Raw genomic sequence first — 19,572 nt, forward strand, 5'->3', positions numbered from 1 at the left:
AGAGGCTAGTGACGAGTCAAAAGCAGTGAGGCTTGAACAAAGTGAAAGCCAGCGTCTTTAGGCGCTGGCTGGTGATGTGGGCTTATAGCCCTTGTTCAAACCACCCGTTTGACGGGTGGTCATGATTGCTATAATCTATTTCTCAATTCATCAATATCTGCTTGACTAGTTGACCAGCTGGTCGCAAAGCGGATGATACTGTGGCTATCGTCGTATTTTTCCCAGAAGCCATAGGCAATTCCAGCTTCTGTCAATCTAGTCAATTCTTCATTCTTAACAATAACAAATTGCTGATTGGTTGGAGATTTGAGATAGAATTTAAAACCTTTCTCTTCCAAAATCTGGGTCAGTTGCTCTGCCATTGCGATAGCATGACGCCCCAATTCAAGATACAAGTCATCAGTAAATAAGCAATCAAACTGGACACCCGCCACTCTTCCTTTCGCCAACAAGGCACCATGGTGTTTGACGATCGATACGAAATTCTTAGGCTGGTTGTTCTTTGTAAATACCAAAGCTTCCCCCATCAAGGCACCGAGTTTTGTCCCACCAATGTAGAAAACATCTGTCAGCTCTGCAATTGTCTTCAAATCAAGATCCGTTTCACGAGCAGCAAGACCATAACCCAAACGAGCTCCATCTAAAAAAAGCGGGATGTTGTGATGACGACAAACTGTTGACAAGGCTTCTAACTCTGACTTGCTATAAAGTGTACCATACTCTGTTGGATGGGAAATATAGACCATACCAGGATGAACCATATGAGCATGATTAGCATCTGCGTAGAAATCGGAAATATAGTTCTCAACTGCATTTGCGACAAGTTTGCCATCCGTATGCGGTAAAGCCAACACTTTATGGCCTGTGAATTCAATTGCCCCCGCTTCATGAACTGCAATATGCCCAGTATCCGCCGCAATGACTCCTTCATAGGAAGCTAACATAGACGAAATGACAATTTGATTGGTCTGCGTGCCACCTGCTAAAAACGTAACTTGTGCATGAGGACAGTCCGTAGCAAGTCTGATTTTTTCGATAGCAGATTCAGTATATTTATCAGTGCCATATCCAGATAACCCTTCTTGGTTGCTTGCAACTAAGGCTTCTAGCAAGGTAGGATGGGCACCTTTATTATAGTCATTTTCAAAATGTAACATATCATGCCTCCTTGATATAATATAACAAAAAAGCCTGTTAATCCAGGCTTTTCAATTTAGTCCACCCTGAGGGAATCGAACCCCCATCTCAAGAACCGGAATCTTACGTGATATCCATTACACTAAGGGTGGAAAGGAAAAACTTGCACAAGGCAAGTTTTTATATGAATTACAATTCAATGTCACCGAAAAGGTCAGCCATTGAGAATCCAGATTGAGTTTCTGGCAATTCGTAATCACGTTTTTCTTCACGTTTTTGACGACGTGGACGTGGAGCACGTTTTTCAGCTTTTTCTTCACCTTCAACTGCTGCTGGACGCTCTTCCAAAGCTTTGATAGAAAGTGATACACGCTCATCAGCTGCGTTTACTTCAAGAACTTTAACAGTTACTTCTTGACCTACTGACAAAGCATCTTTTGGATTTTCAACACGTTTGTGTGAAATTTGTGAGATATGTACCAAACCATCGATACCTGGCAATACTTCAACGAAAGCACCGAAGTCAGTCAAGCGTTTTACTTTACCTTCGATTACATCGCCAGCTGCCAATTTTTGCTCAACGCCATCCCATGGACCAGGCTGTGTAGCTTTCAATGACAATGATACGCGACCTTCAACTTCGTCGATTGCAAGAACTTTAACTTCAACTTCTTCACCAACTGTTACAGCTGATTTAGGAGATACGTTACGCTCGTGTGACAATTCAGTCAAGTGTACCAAACCATCTACACCACCAAGGTCGATGAATGCACCAAAGCTTGTGATACGTGCAACTTTACCAGTCACAACTTCACCAACTGCCAATTTACCGAATACTTCAGCACGTGTAGCTGCAGCTTCTGCTTCAACAACGTCACGACGTGACAAGATGAAACGGTTCTCAGCAGGATCAACTTCTTTGATTTTAGCATCAAATTCTTGACCTACAAAACGCTCAGTGTTACGAGTGAAACGGCTGTCGATCATTGAAGCTGGGATGAAACCACGAAGACCTTCAAATTCAACTGCAAGACCACCTTTAACGGCACGAGTTACTTTAACTGTAACAACTTCTTCTTCACGACCAACAAGCTTGTCCCATGCTTTACGTGCTTCCAAACGTTTTTTAGATACAAGATAAGTAACAGTGTCTGTATCTTTACCAACAACTTGGCGAAGTACTAACAATTCAAGTGTTTCACCAACTTTTACAAGGTCGTTGATATCAGCATCACGGTCGTTAGTCAACTCACGAAGAGTCAATACGCCTTCAACACCAGTACCTGAGATAGCTACGTTTGCTTGACCAGCATCAACTGTCAATACTTCTGCAGTTACCACATCACCAGGTGTAACTTCGCTTACACTGTTCAACAAATCTTCAAATTCGTTCATTATAAAAAAACCTCCGACAATCAGGTCTTTCGACCCAACATAAAATATATTTTATTTAAGGCACACGCAAGGACAACAACAATTAGACATCTTTGACGAACTAGACTATATCTAGTACCTTTACTGGGGTAGCTGGATTCGAACCAACGCATGAGGGAGTCAAAGTCCCTTGCCTTACCGCTTGGCGATACCCCAAAACATTTTCTAAGATAGTATTCTGAAATGAACTCGGGCTAAACGCTGTGTAAAAAAGATAAGTCGCCTAGCAAATCAGGATTTGCAGTCAACTTCCTATTTTTACTATGCGTTTGACGCCCTTAGTATCTTAGACATGGAGAGAGAGGGATTCGAACCCCCGAACCCGAAGGAGCGGATTTACAGTCCGCCGCGTTTAGCCTCTTCGCTATCTCTCCGTGCACTAACAGTCACTATTCTAACATAAAATAGCGACTATTACAAGCCTTTTAGTGACTTAAATTATAATTTTCAATAATATTTCCGACTGCTTTTTCTAATTTTTTGTAAAAGCTTTCGGTATTTCCATTTTTAATAACTGCAAAGTTATTTTCAGCCAATTCTGCAATTTCTCCAATTACTTTTTTACCTATAACAAGGCGGTAGCCAGGGAACTCTTCTCTATTGACAAGAACTTTGCTATCTTCAATCTGAATTTCAATTTTTTTATCTTTTTTACTCATTTTCAAACCTCACTTTTACTATTCTACAAAAAAAGAGAAGAGCTTGCAAGTGCAAGCCTTCTGAAATTATTCTACTTCGACAATCCAGCCTTCTGGCGCTTCAATATCACCAAACTGGATACCTGTTAATTCGCCATATAATTTACGAGTGACAGGTCCTACTTCTGTTTCACTATGGAAAACATGGAGTTTGTCTGCAATCTGGATACCACCAATTGGTGAGATGACTGCAGCTGTTCCGCAAGCTCCTGCTTCGACAAACTGGTCTAATTCTTCGACAAGGACTTCTCGTTCCACTGCCTTCATTCCCAGACGATGCTCTGCCAAATACAAGAGAGAATACTTGGTAATGGACGGCAAGATTGATGGCGAAATCGGTGTAACAAACTCGTTATCAGCTGTAATACCAAAGAAATTAGCAGACCCTACTTCTTCAATCTTGGTGTGGGTAGCTGGGTCCAGATAGATGACGTCTGAGAAGCCCTGCTTTTTAGCATATTGGCCCGGCAAGAGCGATGCTGCATAGTTGCCACCAACCTTAGCCGCCCCTGTTCCATTTGGTGCCGCACGGTCGTACTTGTCCTGAATGAGGAAGTTGGTCGGAACCAAACCACCCTTGAAGTAGTTTCCGACCGGCATGGCAAAAATGGTGAAAATGTACTCTTCTGCTGGTTTTACGCCGATGATGTCGCCGACACCAATCAGGAGCGGGCGGAGATAGAGCGTGCCACCAGTTCCATAGGGAGGAACGTAATCTGCATTGGCTTTGACCACCTCTTTACAAGCCTTGATGAAAAGGTCAGTCGGTACAGGCTCCATGAGCAAGCGGTCAGCTGTTCGTTGCAGGCGCTCAGCGTTTTGGTCTGGACGAAAGAGCTGGAGTTTCCCCTCCTTGGTGCGATAGGCTTTAAGGCCCTCAAAGGCCTGCTGACCGTAGTGAAGGGCTGGTGAGCTTTCTGAAATGTGCAGTTCCGCATCTTCGGTCAATTGCCCTTCAGACCATTGGCCGTTTTTGAAATGAGCGATGAAGCGGTAAGGTAGTTTCATATAAGAAAAACCAAGGTTTTCCCAGTCGATTGTTACTGTCATAGGTATTCTCCAAAGGTATTTTTTACTATTTTACTACTTTTGAAAGTGATTTTCAATTAAAAATTCAGAAAATTTTGTGAATATAAGAAAAAGCCTGGTAAACCAGACTTTTACTCTTTAAAAACAAATTCTAGTTGAATTTCAGGTGAGATAGCATTAAATAAATTTTGATAGTAGTTTTTGGCTGACTCTTTTATGTCTTCCTGATAATCTGCTAGAAACGTTTCTTGTTCTGCTGACTGAAATTCATCGGTGATGAGTTGGGCAGTATCGATTTCTTCCGTCGCAAAACTCAGTATCTCGCCACTCTTATCGTATAAAGTATAAGGTTCTTCTGCATCTAATTCCAATCCAATAACTTCAAAGGCTGGAAGGGAAATTTTGTACCGATTTTCAGAAAGATGTTCAATGGATACAGGACTTTTGATACCAAATTTTGCCTTGTACTTGATAATTAAGAGGGCTGATTTTTCTGAGAAGGGCATTTCTTGACCAAATAAGACCGTGTAGTTCTTAGCGGTCACAATTTTCTGGACAGCTGTATTTAGAAATACCAATTCATTGACTTGCTCGACAGACTCAATAGCCGTATGGACACTCACTTCCTGCTGACTGCTCTTCTCACCAGAAATGTAGCCGTATCCCCATACACCACACAATAACAGAAGGAAGGACAGAACAAGCCATAGATAGACTTTTATACTGAAAAATAATTTGATAATTTTCATAATATGTACCTCCCCTACAGTATAGCAAAAAGACTGCTTTGCGAGCAATCTTTTCATCTTTTTAGTCTATCCAGGTTCTGAAGACTTCTTCATCGGAAATGGTATCCGAAATGAAGCTGCCGTTGCTAGTGCGTTCAGACAGGCTAAGCTGGGTCACATCAACCTCATAGAGTTTGCCCGTTTTAGACTGCACGTGAAGCACTTGACTTGTTGTTTCATCTTCATTTGCTGTACTAAAGAGGTCAAAATCTCCCTGATCCGTCAAGACTGGACCAGCCGCAAAGACACGGTGAGGCTTAGCCTTGAGTTCGCGAAGCACCTGCAAACCACGCTTGGCACGGCTGGTCACAGGGATTTCCTCCGCCGCCATCCGCTTCAAACTACCACGCTGGGTCAGGAGATAAACAGAGCTGGTATTGCTGATAAAGGCCGCAGCCACCACATCCCCATCCTTGAGGTTGACCGCCTTGACACCGGCCGCCTTGGCACCGATGATTGGCACTTCTTCAATGTTAAATCGCAGAGCGTAGCCCTTTTCTGTCATGAGCATGATGTCATCCAAGACTACAGGCGATACGGTAATGACCACATCATCCGCATCTTTGAGTTTGGCATACTTGGTTGACTTGGACTTATAAGTCCGCCATGGCGTGAACTCCTTCCGCTCCACACGCTTGATTTGACCGTATTTAGTTACCGCGAAATAAGTTCCCTCTTCAAAATTCTCAACCAGTTCAGCGAAGATAACCTCTTCATTGGTATCAAAGTTCATCAAGGTCTGACTCAGGTGTTCACCGATGTCTTTCCAACGAATATCTGTCAGTTCATGGACAGGTCGGTAGATAACATTTCCAAGATTGGTAAAGAGCAGGAGATGCTGAGTTGTCTTGGCATTTTGCAAGAATATCAGCTGATCATCATCTCGCTTGCCCATTTCTTCAAGGGTTGAGGCATTGAATGAACGAGGACTTGTCCGTTTGATATAGCCTGCCTTGGTCACGCTGACAAAAGTTTCTTCTTCGACAATCAAGCTGGCGGTGTCAATCTCAATCGTTTCTGCCTGATCCTGCAATTCACTCAAACGAGGATTGCCAAACTGCTTCTTAACCTCACGCAGTTCCTTCTTCATAAGATTGAACATGGTGCGCTCATCGCCGATAATAGCTGCCAAGGTCTGAATCTGCTCGCGTAAGCCTGCTTCTTCATTTTCCAAGGTCACAATGTCGGTATTGGTCAAGCGGTAGAGTTGCAAGGTCACGATTGCTTCTGCCTGTTCCTCGCTAAACTCATAGCTGACTTTCAAGTTTTCCTTAGCATCCGCCTTGTTTTCAGAGGCACGGATAAGGGCAATGACCTCGTCCAAAATAGAAATAACACGGATCAAGCCTTCTACGATATGGAGACGTTTCTCTGCTTTTTCCTTGTCAAACTTAGAACGAGCAATGATAATCTCACGGCGGTGGGCGATGTAGCTAGACAGAATCTTCTGCAAGCCGACCTGACGTGGTGTGAAATTGTCAATGGCCACCATGTTGAAGTTGTAATTGATTTGCAGGTCGGTGTATTTGTAGAGATAGTTGAGAATGGTTTGCTCATCGCTGTCTTTTTTCAGCTCAATGGCAATCCGCAGACCTGTACGGTCTGACTCATCACGCACCTCAGCAATACCAGGCACCTTGTTGTTGACACGGACATCATCAATCTTCTTGACCAGAACAGCCTTATTGACCTCGTACGGAATCTCGGTTATGACAATCTGTTTCTTACCTGCCTTGAGTTGCTCGATTTCACAACGGCTACGGACAACGACACGACCCTTACCAGTTTCATAGGCCTTCTTGATTTCGTCAGCCCCTTGGATAATGGCACCTGTTGGGAAGTCTGGCCCAGGCAGGAACTCCATTAGCTTTTCTAACTTAGCAGTCGGATGATCAATCATGTAAACAACGGCATCGATGACCTCCGCCAGATTATGCGGCGGGATGTCAGTCGCGTACCCAGCCGAAATTCCTGTCGCTCCATTGACCAAGAGATTTGGGAAGGCAGCTGGTAGCACCGTGGGTTCTTTTTCCGTATCGTCAAAGTTCCAGGCAAATGGCACCGTCTTTTTCTCGATGTCGGCCAAGAGATAGCCAGCCATTTCCGACAGGCGAGCCTCGGTGTAACGCATCGCTGCAGGCGGATCGCCGTCCATGGAACCGTTGTTTCCGTGCATCTCCACCAAAATCTCGCGGTTCTTCCAGTCCTGACTCATGCGGACCATGGCATCATAAATAGAGGAATCACCGTGCGGGTGGAAATTCCCCATGATATTCCCGACTGACTTGGCAGACTTACGGTAGCCCTTGTCAAAAGTGTTGCCGTCCTTATTCATGGAATAAAGAATCCGACGTTGCACGGGCTTGAGACCGTCACGAATGTCCGGCAAAGCCCGCTCCTGAATAATGTATTTGGAGTAGCGACCAAAGCGCTCTCCCATGATGTCCTCAAGGGACATGTTTTGAATGTTAGACATAAATTAAGATACAAAGGGACGATTCGGCTTGCCGAAAAATTCCGTAGGAAAATAGGAAATCGACCGACGATGAGAGACATCTAGGGAGATTTATCTTTTTCACTAGGAATTTAGTCCCGTGTTCAGTTAGATAAGCTAGCTGAACCTTCCTTTCTTTGTTTCTTGTCGAAAAATTTTCTTTTTTACTTTTTTTGATAATCGCCTTAAGTAGTGAGAACGGAAGAGACCTTACAATTTCTATTGCTATATCCTTAGCTAAACATTAGTTCTTTACCTAAGTTCTCTGATAAAAGAAAGCAATCATATCCCCTACTCTATCATAAAGATTATCATCAACATATGCTAATTTCTCAATTTCTAGTTCCTCATCATCAATCAAATTTTCTTGATAAGCTTGAGCATATTCACCACACGATTTTAGATAATCCATTATTAAAACTAACTCTTGCTTCTGTTGAGAAGAAAGGACTTTTCCTTTATAGAGAGTCTCCTTTATGAATCGACAGTAGTTTGAGTACTCTTCACACCAATTGACATTGCCATTTGCTTGAGCTTCCCAGCGAAGTTTTTCTAATTGTCGAAGTAATTCACCTTGTAAAGTAGAAGAAATCCCGTATTTAGGCACATCTGCTCGCCAAATTGAACGTAGATCCTCTGTATGCTGAGAAGCATACGGAACTTTCTTAAGTTGCTCGATAGTTGGCTTTTTTCTTAAAAACTTTATCATAGCTACTCTTCTGCCTTCCACTGGCTTGCTTGCCAGCTTCTAAAGTCATCGACATCTGTTTTGATTAATTTCAAACAGGCATTAAGGACAAAGGCATCGTCAAGTAGCCCTGCTCCAAGGATGAAATCTGGCAAGGCATCAATAGGACTGAAAAAATAAATCAAAGCACCTATAATTGCGAGGATTGTCCCTTTAGGTAACTTGCTGTAATCTCTACGGATATAGCTTCGCACCATGGAAATCAAGCCTGGAATAGCCGCAAACTTATCTCCACCAAAAGGCATACGAGACAGTTTCCGTTCCGTGCCATGTAAAAAATGTTCTAATTTTCCTTGCTCAGATAGCAAGTTTTCTGCATGTTGCCGAGTTTTGGAAGATTGCCAAATCTTCAATGCTTGGTCAAATTTCTCTTCCAACTCCTGTTTATTTTTAAATGGCTTGCGCTTTCGAGCCCATTCAGACAACCGTTTTTGAAAACGGTCAGTTAATTTTACTCTTAATGGCATAAAACACCTCACATAGTTTGTCTGTGCTAGATTTACAAATCCTCAGTACGATAAAGGTTATAACCCTCATAGTAATAAGAATGGTCGATGCCTTTGAAATATGTTGCTTGATCAAGATTCTCTGTTAATGCCTTCAATAATAAATATTTAAGCTCGCCTGTTGATACATGACTTCTAATCATGGCATTGAAATACTCATCTTTATCAATGCTATTCCAATCAACCACCTTGCCCAAACTATCCCGTAGCATACAATCCAACCAGATACGCATACTGCGTCCATTTCCTTCACGGAATGGATGTGCAATGTTCATATCCGCATATTTTTCAACGATTTCGTCAAAGGTTTCATGAGGTAGCTTGTCGATATAGACCAAAGACTGCTCAAGAAAAATCCGGGGAGCAAATTGAAAATTATCTTTGGCAATGTTGACATCACGAATTTTACCTGCAAAGTCGTAAATATCCTCAAATAAAGCCTGATGAATGTGTGCCAAACCTGCAAAAGTCCCAACTTCTATCTGGAACAGTTGACCAGTTTCAAATAAGAGGGCTGCTTTTTTCTTGCTGATTTGTTCTTCAAGACGAGCTAATTCAGCCGAATTTTCAATCCCCAATTTATTTTCTAAAACCATACTGCACCTCAACTTCCCTGAGATTATTTAGTAAAAGCTGTCGCTTCCTCCAAGGTAAACTTCACATTGTCTTCAATCCACTTGCGGCGTGGCTCGACCTTGTCGCCCATGAGGACGGATACACGGCGTTCAGCACGGGCTAGGTCTTCAATGGTGACACGGATGAGGGTACGGGTTTCAGGGTTCATGGTTGTTTCCCAGAGCTGATCGGCATTCATCTCACCAAGTCCCTTGTAGCGTTGGAGGATAAAGCCCTTGCCAAAATCCTTGCGGAGATCTTCTAATTCCCCGTCAGACCAGGCATAAGCAATCTTTTCTGTCTTGCCCTTGCCTTTTGACATCTTATAAAGGGGCGGAAGGGCGATGTAAACCCGGCCTGCTTCTACTAACGGTCGCATATAGCGATAGAAGAAGGTCAGCAAGAGGGTCTGAATGTGGGCACCGTCCGTATCCGCATCGGTCATGATAATAATCTTGTCATAGTTGACATCTTCGATAGTAAAATCTGACCCAACACCTGCACCAATGGTGTAAATCATGGTGTTGATTTCTTCGTTTTTAAGAATGTCCGCCATTTTTGCCTTGGCGGTATTGATAACCTTACCACGCAAAGGTAGGATGGCTTGAAACTTGCGGTCACGCCCCTGTTTGGCAGAGCCTCCGGCTGAATCTCCCTCGACCAGATAGAGTTCGTTTTTGGCTGGATTTTTGGACTGGGCTGGGGTTAATTTTCCTGACAGGAGGCCCTTGTCCTTCTTGTTTTTCTTACCGTTTCGGGATTCGTCACGCGCCTTACGAGCGGCCTCGCGGGCGTCACGAGCCTTAATAGCTTTACGAACTAGATTTGAAGCTAATTCCCCATTTTCCAAAAGGAAGAAGGTCAGCTTGTCCGATACAATGCCGTCCACCACAGGTCGAGCAAGCGGACTTCCCAACTTGTCCTTGGTCTGCCCTTCGAACTGCAAATGCTCTTCTGGTACAAGGATAGAAAGGACTGCAGACAAACCTTCACGGTAGTCAGAGCCTTCCAAGTTCTTGTCCTTTTCCTTGAGCAAGTTGGTCTTACGAGCATAGTCGTTCATGGCCTTGGTAATGGCTAGTTTGAGACCTGTTTCATGGGTACCGCCATCCTTAGTCCGAACGTTGTTAACGAAGGAGAGGATGTTGTCTGAATAGCCGTCGTTGTACTGCATGGCCACTTGGACCTGGAATCCTGCATCTTCTCCTTCAAAATAGAGGACAGGTGTCAGAGTTTCCTTGTCTTCGTTGAGGTAGGACACAAAGTCCTGGACGCCATTTTCATAATGATACTCTTCCTGCTCACCCGTCCGCTCATCTGTCAAGGTCATGGTGACTTGTTTGAGCAAGAAGGCTGATTCTTTCAGGCGTTCGGCAATGGTGTTGAACTTGAAATCAGTCGTTGAGAAGATGGTATCGTCAGGCATAAAGGTAACTTTTGTACCTGTTTTTGATTTTGGAGCGGTACCAATCTTCTCTAAAGTCGTAACTGGTTTTCCGCCCTGCTCAAACCGTTGCTTGTAAACAGCACCGTCGCGGGTAATCTCAACTTCCAACCAGCTGGACAGGGCATTGACCACCGAAGAACCAACCCCGTGGAGACCACCTGAAGTCTTGTAGCCACCTTGACCGAACTTACCACCTGCGTGGAGAACGGTGAAGATGACTTCAACGGTCGGCTTGCCTGTTGCGTGCATACCGACAGGCATTCCGCGCCCACGGTCGGAAACAGACAGGCTGCCGTCCTTGTTAATAGTCACGTCAATCCGATCACCAAAACCTGAAAGAGCCTCATCGACAGCGTTATCGACAATCTCCCAGACCATATGGTGCAAGCCATTTCCGTCTGTGGATCCGATGTACATACCAGGGCGTTTGCGAACGGCATCTAGGCCTTCCAATACCTGAATGGCATCATCATTGTAATTATTTATATCAATCTCTTTCTTAGCCAAAATTGACCTCCATACTTATCATCCTTTCTATATTACAAGTTTTTTAGCATTTTTGCAAAATATTTCTGCTACCTATCGGCTGAGACAGCTCACAAAATAAGATTTTGGACTAAATTAGATGAAAATATGCTATAATGAAAACATGTTAGTCAATCTTATTTTACTATTTATTGCATATTTATTGGGATCTATCCCGTCAGGACTTTGGATAGGTCAAACTTTTTTCAATATCAACATTCGTGAACATGGTTCGGGAAATACTGGAACAACCAACACATTCCGTATTTTAGGTCCAAAGGCTGGTACGATTGTATTTGTAATTGATTTTCTCAAGGGAACGTTGGCAGCCTTGCTTCCGCTGATCTTTCATGCCCAAGGAATTTCTCCGATTGTATTTGGGTTAATGGCTGTACTGGGACACACTTTCCCTATCTTTGCCCAATTCAAAGGTGGAAAGGCGGTTGCAACATCTGCTGGTATGCTTCTAGGCGTCGCACCTGCTTTCTGCCTCTATCTAGTCATCATTTTTGTGACTTCTCTTTACCTCACTTCGATGGTTTCCTTCTCCAGCGTATTGGCTGCTGCTTTAGCAATCTTAGGAGCTCTGCTATTTCCAGCAATAGGAATCGTCCTGCCAAGCTACGACTGGCTCTTTACAGTGATTATCGTCTTTTTGGGCCTATTTGTCATCGTTCGGCACAAGGAAAACATCCAACGAATTTTAAAAAAAGAAGAGAACCTTGTCCCATTCGGACTCAATCTAACCAAACAGAAAAAGCGAGTTTAACCACTCGCTTTTAATTTATAGTCTTTTAGTTTACTTTTAGTACTCGCTCCAAAGGTTCGGGGAACCTTTGGAGGTTGGAGATATAGCGAACAAAGTTCGCCTCAATAGCTGCAGACAGCTTGTACAGTCGAGTGACTGTGCAAGGTTGGAGATAGCACTTGCGGAGCAAGTTACCCCCTTCAGAGTACGGCAAAGCGAGTTCAAACAATCCAGTGGAATGTTTGAAGTTGGAAATAAGGAAACGGAGTTTCCTCTTGCGTCGAAGTAATAAAAGAAAAACTAAATGACTATATGTTGACTTCTACCACTTCAATCCTCTCCCCACCAAGCAAAATCAAATGACAGTCTACACGGTTTATCTTGTAGGCTTTTTTCAATGCCTCTGCATAGAGTTGCATTTGAGCTTGGTAACGTTGGCTGAGTTGGCTTGGTTGGTCATATTTGTCTGTCTTATAATCAAAGAGGACAATATGATCATCATATAGCAGGTAGCCATCGATAATCCCACGAAGGACAAATTGTTCCTGCGACAAAGAATCTGTCTGCAAACTTGCAAATGGAGCTTCTCGGTGGAGGTTGTCCGTATTGGCTAGAATTTCTCTTCCTAAGTCTGTATCAAAGAAATCCAAAATCATTTGAACATTGATTTTGTCTTTAACCGCTTGCTCAGTATGAACAGCTTCTAGGGCTTCTCTTACCGTATCTTCTGTCACCAACCAAGACAGATCTAAGCGTTGCATGAGTTCATGGACTGCTGAACCGACTTGGGCTCCAGTAATTTTTGGCTTCTTGGAGAAATCTGGCAAGTTGAATGTTTGTTTTGGCTGGTATTTTTCCATAACTTCCATGCCTTCTTGTTCCAAGATTGGTTCATAAAGTTTTTTTATCTGACTTGGAGTGCGTAAACTTGGTAATTCAATAGCAGCCTTATAGCGTTCGTTCAACTCTTGGACAGAAGATAATTGGTCCAAGGCCTGGGCAATGTCTTCTGATTGACGAATATCTTTAAGGCTAGCGTCTTCTAGCTTATTCTTCAATGTCAGTTTACCAATCTTCTCCTCTGTCAAATCCTCGTCCGTCACAAAGACTTTCTTGAAGTGCAAGTCTTCTCCTGAGAAGGCCTCATCAATGGCTAGAATCCAGTCTTGGAAGGTCGCCATACTTTCACGTGTTGATTGGGCAAGTACGCCATCTTCCTTCTTACCATCGTATTTTTCAGCTAACTTGTCAGCATTGCCCTTTCCAACCAGATACAGCTTCTTCTCTGCACGCGTTAGTGCAACATAAAGCAACCGCATTTGTTCTGAAAGATTGGCAATTTTTAGCTCTTGGAGATTATTTTGATAAGGAAGGGTGTTCATTAAGACTCGCACTTGAGGCAATGGGCTAGTTACCTTATCTTTCATATCCGCTAAATATTGGATACCCAGACCATTTTTCCGACTGATGATGACTGATTGATAATGGTCTTCCAAGTTGAATCGCTTATCGATGTTCATTAGGAAGACATACTTGAACTCCAAACCTTTTGACTTGTGGATGGTCATAAGCTGTACAGCATTTTGCGGTAGAAACTCTTGTACATCTGCCAAGTCCTTGTCATTTGCTAAGGCACGGTCAATCATGGCGATGAAGCGGGACAAGCCCTTGTAGCCTGTTTTTTCAAACTGGTTGGCACGCAGACCTAATGCATATAGATTGGCCTGACGCTTACTGCCATTTGGAAGAGCACCGACATAGTCATAGTAGAATTTTTCATTGAAAATCTTCCAAATCAAGTCATAAATAGAATGCAGTTTGGCATAGGCACGCCAGTTTTCCAAAATAGACAAGAAATCCGTGATTTTCTTCTTCAACTCTCCTGACATAAGTTCAGGATGTTGCCCACTTGCGTGCTGAGCTATTTCCATTTTCTGGTAAAAGAAACCTGTCCCAGCCTGCAAGGAAATCCGTGTCAGTTCATCTTCATCGAATCGGAACATGGGCGATTTAAGCAGGGCAACCAAGGCGTAGTCATTGAGTGGATTATTGATAACCCGCAAGGTATCCAGCATGATCATGACTTCTAAAGATTGCAGATAGGAGGCTGCTCCGCCATCTGCCACAATAGGAATCCCATGTTTTTCAAAAATGGACATAATGAGGTCATTGTGCGTCCGTTTTTGCACCAAGAGAGTGATGTCCTTGAAGTCTGCACCTTCTTCATTGTGAAGACGAATAATCTCCTTTGCAACGACCTCAATCTCACCTGCAGTAAGAAGAGCATCCTCCTCGGTATCCATTGAAGAATGTGCGCTCTCCTGCTGGTCGTAAATCAAGTATTCCATCTCATGCTTGGGCTGGGCAATTTTTTGACCAGGACTACCAGCCACTAGACTGTGGGTGTCGTCATACTTGATTTCCCCTACTTGACGGTCCATCAGGCGCGTGAAAATAGCATTTGTTGCCTCCAAGACCTCAATCTGACTACGGAAATTTTCCTTGAGCAAAATCAATTTCCCAGCCTGAGGATTTGCCTGATACAGTTCAAATTTCTCTTGGAAAATCATTGGATCTGCCTGACGGAATCGATAGATGGACTGCTTAATGTCACCCACCATAAAGCGATTATGCCCGTTAGACAGCAAGTCCAACATCCGCTCTTGGCTATGGTTGTTATCCTGGTACTCGTCCACCATGACTTCGTGGTATTTTTCTTGGAAAAACTGGCGGATGTCCGCATTTTCTTCTAAAATACGAATAGCGAAATGCCCAATATCGCCAAATTCAAAAGCCGCTTCCTTGATTTTGACATCCAGATAAGCCTGCGAAAAATCCAAGACAAAGTCACGTAATAATACAAGCAGTGGCAAAGCTTGAACCTGATAATCTTTCAGCAGGGTTAATTCATAAACTTCCTGACCCAACTCTCGTAGTCCTGAGATAATCTGGCTCTTGCCAGCATTGTATTCTTCTTTAAAAGCTATCAAATGCTCATCTTTTGGTCGATTGGCATTGGTCAGGCCCTTACCTCTGGACTGGTCATTGATGAGAAGGATTCTTTCAACCCGCTCCATCAAGTCCTTCTGGTCCAGACTATCTAAACCTGTCAACAAATCCAAGACTTCTTCCACATTGGCAAAATACTTGGCGGAACCAAAGTCATTTCTGCCCAATTCCACATGGTAGCGGAAGAAATCTGCTGCTTGATAGAGCTTGTCTAACACTTTTTCCTTAAAACCTTGCTCTAAGATCTGCTCTATACGCTCTTGACTGTACAAATCAGCTTGAACAGCCTGTTCTTTCAGCCATTTAGTTGGACTGCTAGTCGATTGGCTAAAATCATGCACCTGATAAACAACCTGACGAAAACTACTATTATCCTTACGGTTGCCCGAAAAATTGCGAACCAATCTACGGAATGCACCATTTCCATCCTGCTCAAGATAATCTGCAAAGAGCTGATCGAAGACCTCTTTTTTCAGACTCGCTTTTTCTGTCTCATCCTGTAAAATCCGAAACTGTGGAGAAATGCCAAGGCTATAACCGTAGGTTGTCACCAATTTCTGCGTAAAGGAGTCCATAGTCCCAATGTCCGCCTTGGTCAAATCCGCCAACTGGGCAGACAAATGTCGACGCAATTCCATATCGGTCGTCTCCGCAATGGTTTCATTGAGATTTTTCTCGATTCGCTCCTTCAACTCACCAGCTGCTTTGACTGTAAAGGTCGAGATAAAGAGCTGGTCGATTCCCACACCACGCTTCAACTTATCCAAAATCCGTTGAACCATAACGAAGGTCTTTCCTGACCCAGCCGATGCAGAGACCAGAACATTCTGACCGTGCGTGTAGATGGCTTCAATCTGCTCAGGTGTGCGTTTTTGTTGCTTATCAGAATTAGCTTCCGCCAGCTGCACAGCCTTGATCTCTTCCGCGCTTAAAAATTCTTCAAAAGCCATTAGTCCTGACCTCCTTTCATTCGTTCCATCCAATCTTGACGCTTGGCCTCTTTGACCAACCGCCGTGCCATGCCCATGTGCCGATCCGCCTCAAAACCAGTGATTGCCTTCAACTGCTCACCTGCCACCGAACGCCCATCTTTGGTATAAGGGTTAATAGCAAAGCGACCATCCAGGATGTCCTTGGCAGCTTGTTTGTAGAGTTCTTGGTTGTGGTTCAATAAAATCGCAAACTCATCTTCCGTGTAGAGTTGGTTACGAGTCTGATAAAAATGATTGAGCCCCAGACTTCCCTCCTTCAAGAAAAGCCCCTTGTAAACCAAGCTAGTATTGGCAGCTCCTTCTAGCTGTTCTAAATTCTTCGTATCTTTTAATTTGATAATCGGATCCTGCAAATGCAAATACATAGCTCCAAAAACAGGTTTATCCTTGGTTTCATCCAGCTCTTGTAAGGCTGCCAGGTAGGTCACCAACTGAGGTTTAAGACCATTGTAAAAATCCCCAACTGAAAAAGATTGGTCGCTGGACTTGTAATCCACAACACCGACAGCCTGATTGATTTGTAAGGTATCCAAGCGGTCAATGGTACCATTTACATGCACACTCTTGCCATTTTGAAGGTCAAAAACCAGCGCCTTATCCTGACGGAAACTCTTTTCCTGACCATCAATTTCCACCAAATCATTATCCCGCAAAATGGTTGCACTGGAACGAGCAATCTTATCCAGCACCTCCTCCGTATAGCGAGCATCCGCATCCTGGTTATAAAACATAGCAAATTCTGCCTCGTCACGCGTATGCAGGATGGCCTTGTCCACTTTTTGATCAAAATCTAGCTCAGATTGGTCCATGACCACTCGTTCAAAAATCCGATGCAAGAACAAACCATGCTGAAAGGCAGTCGGATGGATGGATTCCTGTTCCCGCAAGCGAAGAACATTACGAACAAAGTAAAGATATTGGTTATTGTAGAAATTGGTCAAGCTGGATGCAGAAAGATTGAGCGGCTTATCCTCTGGATAGAGAGCAGCCAAGGTATCAGCTGCAAGCTGTTTAGAAGTAATTTCGCCAGTAATGGTCGGAATTTCAACACCTTGCGACTCCAATTTTTTCTTCAAATGGCGAACCAAGACTGTCCAGAAGGCCGTCTGTCCTTCCCATTCTTCATTATCAAGAGACGGTCTTTCTGACTCAATCAAACGGGATAAGAGACTCTTGTAGTGACCGATGTCTTGTGGACTAAGTGTTTTAATCCGACCACGTTCTTCGGATTTCAGCCCCATTTTTTGGAGAATCTTGATATAAGGTGAGAGACTATCCTCGCCTTCATTATATATCTGAGGAGTTGAAATGACTAACTGTTCCGTCGCAGCATTAAGCAGAGACATCATGGCAGCATGGTTCTTCTTGATATTCTCTCGACTGACCAAATCGAAACGTGAAGAACTAGCCGAGACAAGATTGACTTTTTCCATCTCTTCTTCTGTCAAAAGACTGGTATTCTTGGCAACTTTTGGAAAATTGGACTGGCCCATTCCGATAGCATAAACATACTTAGCAGTGTGCGGCTCGATCAAATCATAGGATTTGACATTGACCACATCAACCGTTGCAGGAACGGTACGATAGTGACTAGCCTGCATGCCGGCCTGTAAAATAGCCAGAAAATCATCCATTTTCAATTTTTCTTTTCCGAAAATCTGATGAAAATTCTCTAGAATATGAGTAAAACTTTTCCAGACCTGCTCTTCTTTTTCTTGCTCTACTTCACTCAAATTTCGAGACATTTTTTCCATATTTTTAGGAAGCTCAATTGCCTCCAAAAATGCCATAAATTTCTCAAGCAAGGCAGTTCCAGATTGTGGTCCAGCCTTAAACAGCTGGTTCAAAGGCTCCATAATCTTAGCACGTAGGGGTTCCAAGACATTCAAATCATAGACAAGTCGCTTCTCCTTGACAGTCTCAACATCGTAATCCGCTCTGCCATTGACCGAAAAAGCCCTCGAAAAAGCAGCCTGCCCCTTCATATCCGCAAAAAGGATGTAAGACTCAAATAGGTCCAGCTCCTTTTGGGAAATGCTGGCGTACAAACCAGATTTGAGGAGATTGAGCAGGTCTTCCGCACGGAAACGATAGCGACGCAAGCGCTCCAAGGACTCCACAAAATGGACCAGGGGATGATGACTCATCTCCTCTGCCTTGCCGAAATAGTAAGGAATATCATACTTGTCAAAAATCTTACCAATCTGCAACTTGTAGCTATCTACATCACCCAAGAGCAACAAGATGTCTTTATAGCGAGCCCCTTGATGCACATGCTGACGAATCGCAGTCGCAACCTGCTCCACCTCTTCTTTTTGGTTAACAACCTCCCAGAGTTGGATTTTTTCTTGGTCAGCTGGAGTCAAGTCTATCATGGTCCCGCTGTAGTCATAATAGGCTTCCATATTCTTTGAAAATTTACCAATACTGTCCAAGACTGGCTCTTGACCAATATAAGTAGCCTTAGTCTGGAACTGCGCTGATAACTGACGTAAAAAATCAACGTTGGCTTGATAAACGTTCCCTTCCACATAGGTGGCTTGTACAGCTTTCTTGCTGGCATATACACCAATCAGGATTTCCGACACCTGTTCATTTAAAGCACTTACTAAAGCTTCTTCTTCTGCCGAAAAACGAGAAAATCCGTCTACCACCAGCACAATGTTCTTCAACTGCTCATCCAACTGACCAGTTTCCACCAAGCTAGTCAGCTGTGCTAACTTAGACTGATGCTCAAAGCCTTCTTTGGACAAAATGTCTGTTACAGCCAGAAAAATCTCTACCAAATCAGCCTGCTTATCTGGTGACTCCATGGCTTCCAAGTCCAAAACAGACATATTTGCCCGTTGCAATTCTTTGTATAAAGCAACTAGCTGGTTAATAAACCCAAAATCTGTCTGTAAACGACCATAGACTTTCAAGTCGCCGTCTTCAAATTGCGATAGAACACGAAAGAAAATCATGGCAAGACCAACATCATCCAGCGGTTGACCTGTTTCTTTCTTATCAATCATCAAATAGCGGACCAATTGCCCAAAACGGGTCACGATAATATCAAAAGTTGCCTGTTCAGGCAGGTATTCCAAGACCTTGCGCTCCATCTCAAAGGATAGAGAGTTTGGAGCAATGTAAAAAACACGCTTAGCTTCCTTAGCAAATTCTGCTGCGGTATCCGTTAAATACTGCGTCAGAGGATTGCGAATATCTGTATAGACTAATTTCATATCAAATTCTCATGCTTTCGTTGAATATACTATATCTAGTATATCAAAATAAGACAAAAATATGGAAGTGGAAAAGAACTCGACCGAACAAAAAAAGAGCTCGTCTCCCACCCCCACACAGCTCCAACAGTCAGAGTAGTGACTGTTGGAGGTTGGAAATGGAGCGAACTCTAAGATG

13 protein-coding genes and 3 tRNA genes are annotated in these 19,572 nt (G+C 43.4%); 1 reads left to right on the plus strand and 15 read right to left on the minus strand.

The window, feature by feature from the left end:
* Nucleotides 1–128 precede the first annotated feature (128 nt).
* The 13 genes from ODU45_RS03175 to parE form a co-directional block, all read right to left on the minus strand.
* Nucleotides 129–1,157: a threonine aldolase family protein gene (locus ODU45_RS03175; RefSeq protein ID WP_398580754.1), complete on the minus strand. Its 1,029-nt coding sequence runs from the start codon at nt 1,155–1,157 to the stop codon at nt 129–131.
* Nucleotides 1,158–1,217: 60 nt separating this feature from the next.
* A tRNA-Arg gene (locus tag ODU45_RS03180) sits at nt 1,218–1,289 on the minus strand.
* 37 nt (nt 1,290–1,326) lie between these two features.
* Nucleotides 1,327–2,532, minus strand: a complete 1,206-nt coding sequence (gene rpsA / locus ODU45_RS03185; protein ID WP_398580755.1) for a 30S ribosomal protein S1 — start codon at nt 2,530–2,532, stop codon at nt 1,327–1,329.
* A gap of 123 nt (nt 2,533–2,655) precedes the next feature.
* A tRNA-Gln gene (locus ODU45_RS03190) sits at nt 2,656–2,727 on the minus strand.
* Nucleotides 2,728–2,864: 137 nt separating this feature from the next.
* Nucleotides 2,865–2,945 (minus strand) — tRNA-Tyr (locus ODU45_RS03195).
* Between the two features lie 51 nt (nt 2,946–2,996).
* Nucleotides 2,997–3,230 (minus strand): DUF2969 domain-containing protein, encoded by a 234-nt coding sequence (locus ODU45_RS03200; protein ID WP_012775068.1) that lies wholly within the window; start codon nt 3,228–3,230, stop codon nt 2,997–2,999.
* A 66-nt stretch (nt 3,231–3,296) separates the two neighbouring features.
* Nucleotides 3,297–4,319, minus strand: coding sequence for a branched-chain amino acid aminotransferase (locus ODU45_RS03205; protein ID WP_398580756.1), 1,023 nt, complete (start codon nt 4,317–4,319; stop codon nt 3,297–3,299).
* A 110-nt stretch (nt 4,320–4,429) separates the two neighbouring features.
* Nucleotides 4,430–5,047 carry a DUF4230 domain-containing protein gene (locus tag ODU45_RS03210; protein ID WP_398580757.1) on the minus strand — a complete coding sequence of 206 codons (618 nt, stop codon included), beginning with the start codon at nt 5,045–5,047 and terminating at the stop codon, nt 4,430–4,432.
* Nucleotides 5,048–5,108: 61 nt separating this feature from the next.
* Nucleotides 5,109–7,562 carry a DNA topoisomerase IV subunit A gene (parC, locus tag ODU45_RS03215; protein WP_398580758.1) on the minus strand — a complete coding sequence of 818 codons (2,454 nt, stop codon included), beginning with the start codon at nt 7,560–7,562 and terminating at the stop codon, nt 5,109–5,111.
* A 274-nt stretch (nt 7,563–7,836) separates the two neighbouring features.
* Nucleotides 7,837–8,289: a hypothetical protein gene (locus tag ODU45_RS03220; RefSeq protein ID WP_398580759.1), complete on the minus strand. Its 453-nt coding sequence runs from the start codon at nt 8,287–8,289 to the stop codon at nt 7,837–7,839.
* Between the two features lie 2 nt (nt 8,290–8,291).
* On the minus strand, nt 8,292–8,795 hold the full coding sequence (locus ODU45_RS03225; protein WP_398580760.1) for a YkvA family protein: 504 nt from the start codon (nt 8,793–8,795) through the stop codon (nt 8,292–8,294).
* A gap of 32 nt (nt 8,796–8,827) precedes the next feature.
* Entirely contained in the window at nt 8,828–9,430 is a 603-nt protein-coding gene (fic, locus tag ODU45_RS03230) for a protein adenylyltransferase Fic (protein ID WP_398580761.1), read from the minus strand.
* A 23-nt stretch (nt 9,431–9,453) separates the two neighbouring features.
* Nucleotides 9,454–11,403 carry a DNA topoisomerase IV subunit B gene (parE, locus tag ODU45_RS03235; protein ID WP_024376060.1) on the minus strand — a complete coding sequence of 650 codons (1,950 nt, stop codon included), beginning with the start codon at nt 11,401–11,403 and terminating at the stop codon, nt 9,454–9,456.
* A 142-nt stretch (nt 11,404–11,545) separates the two neighbouring features.
* On the opposite strand from parE, the gene plsY reads away from it, so the two are divergent.
* The gene (plsY, locus tag ODU45_RS03240; RefSeq protein ID WP_398580762.1) at nt 11,546–12,190 is read left to right on the plus strand and encodes a glycerol-3-phosphate 1-O-acyltransferase PlsY; all 645 of its coding nucleotides are present in this window, start codon (nt 11,546–11,548) and stop codon (nt 12,188–12,190) included.
* A 287-nt stretch (nt 12,191–12,477) separates the two neighbouring features.
* Here plsY and addA read toward each other — a convergent pair whose 3' ends face one another.
* Both addA and rexB read right to left on the minus strand, forming a co-directional pair.
* Complete coding sequence (gene addA, locus ODU45_RS03245; RefSeq protein ID WP_398580763.1) at nt 12,478–16,128, minus strand: helicase-exonuclease AddAB subunit AddA; 3,651 nt, start codon at nt 16,126–16,128, stop codon at nt 12,478–12,480.
* Entirely contained in the window at nt 16,128–19,394 is a 3,267-nt protein-coding gene (rexB, locus tag ODU45_RS03250) for an ATP-dependent nuclease subunit B (protein ID WP_398580764.1), read from the minus strand. The genes addA and rexB overlap by 1 nt, the downstream gene beginning before the upstream one ends.
* Between the last annotated feature and the right edge of the window lie 178 nt (nt 19,395–19,572).

The sequence above is a fragment of the Streptococcus sp. 2022WUSS135 genome (genome assembly GCF_044427045.1).
Taxonomy (GTDB): Bacteria; Bacillota; Bacilli; order Lactobacillales; family Streptococcaceae; genus Streptococcus; species Streptococcus hashimotonensis.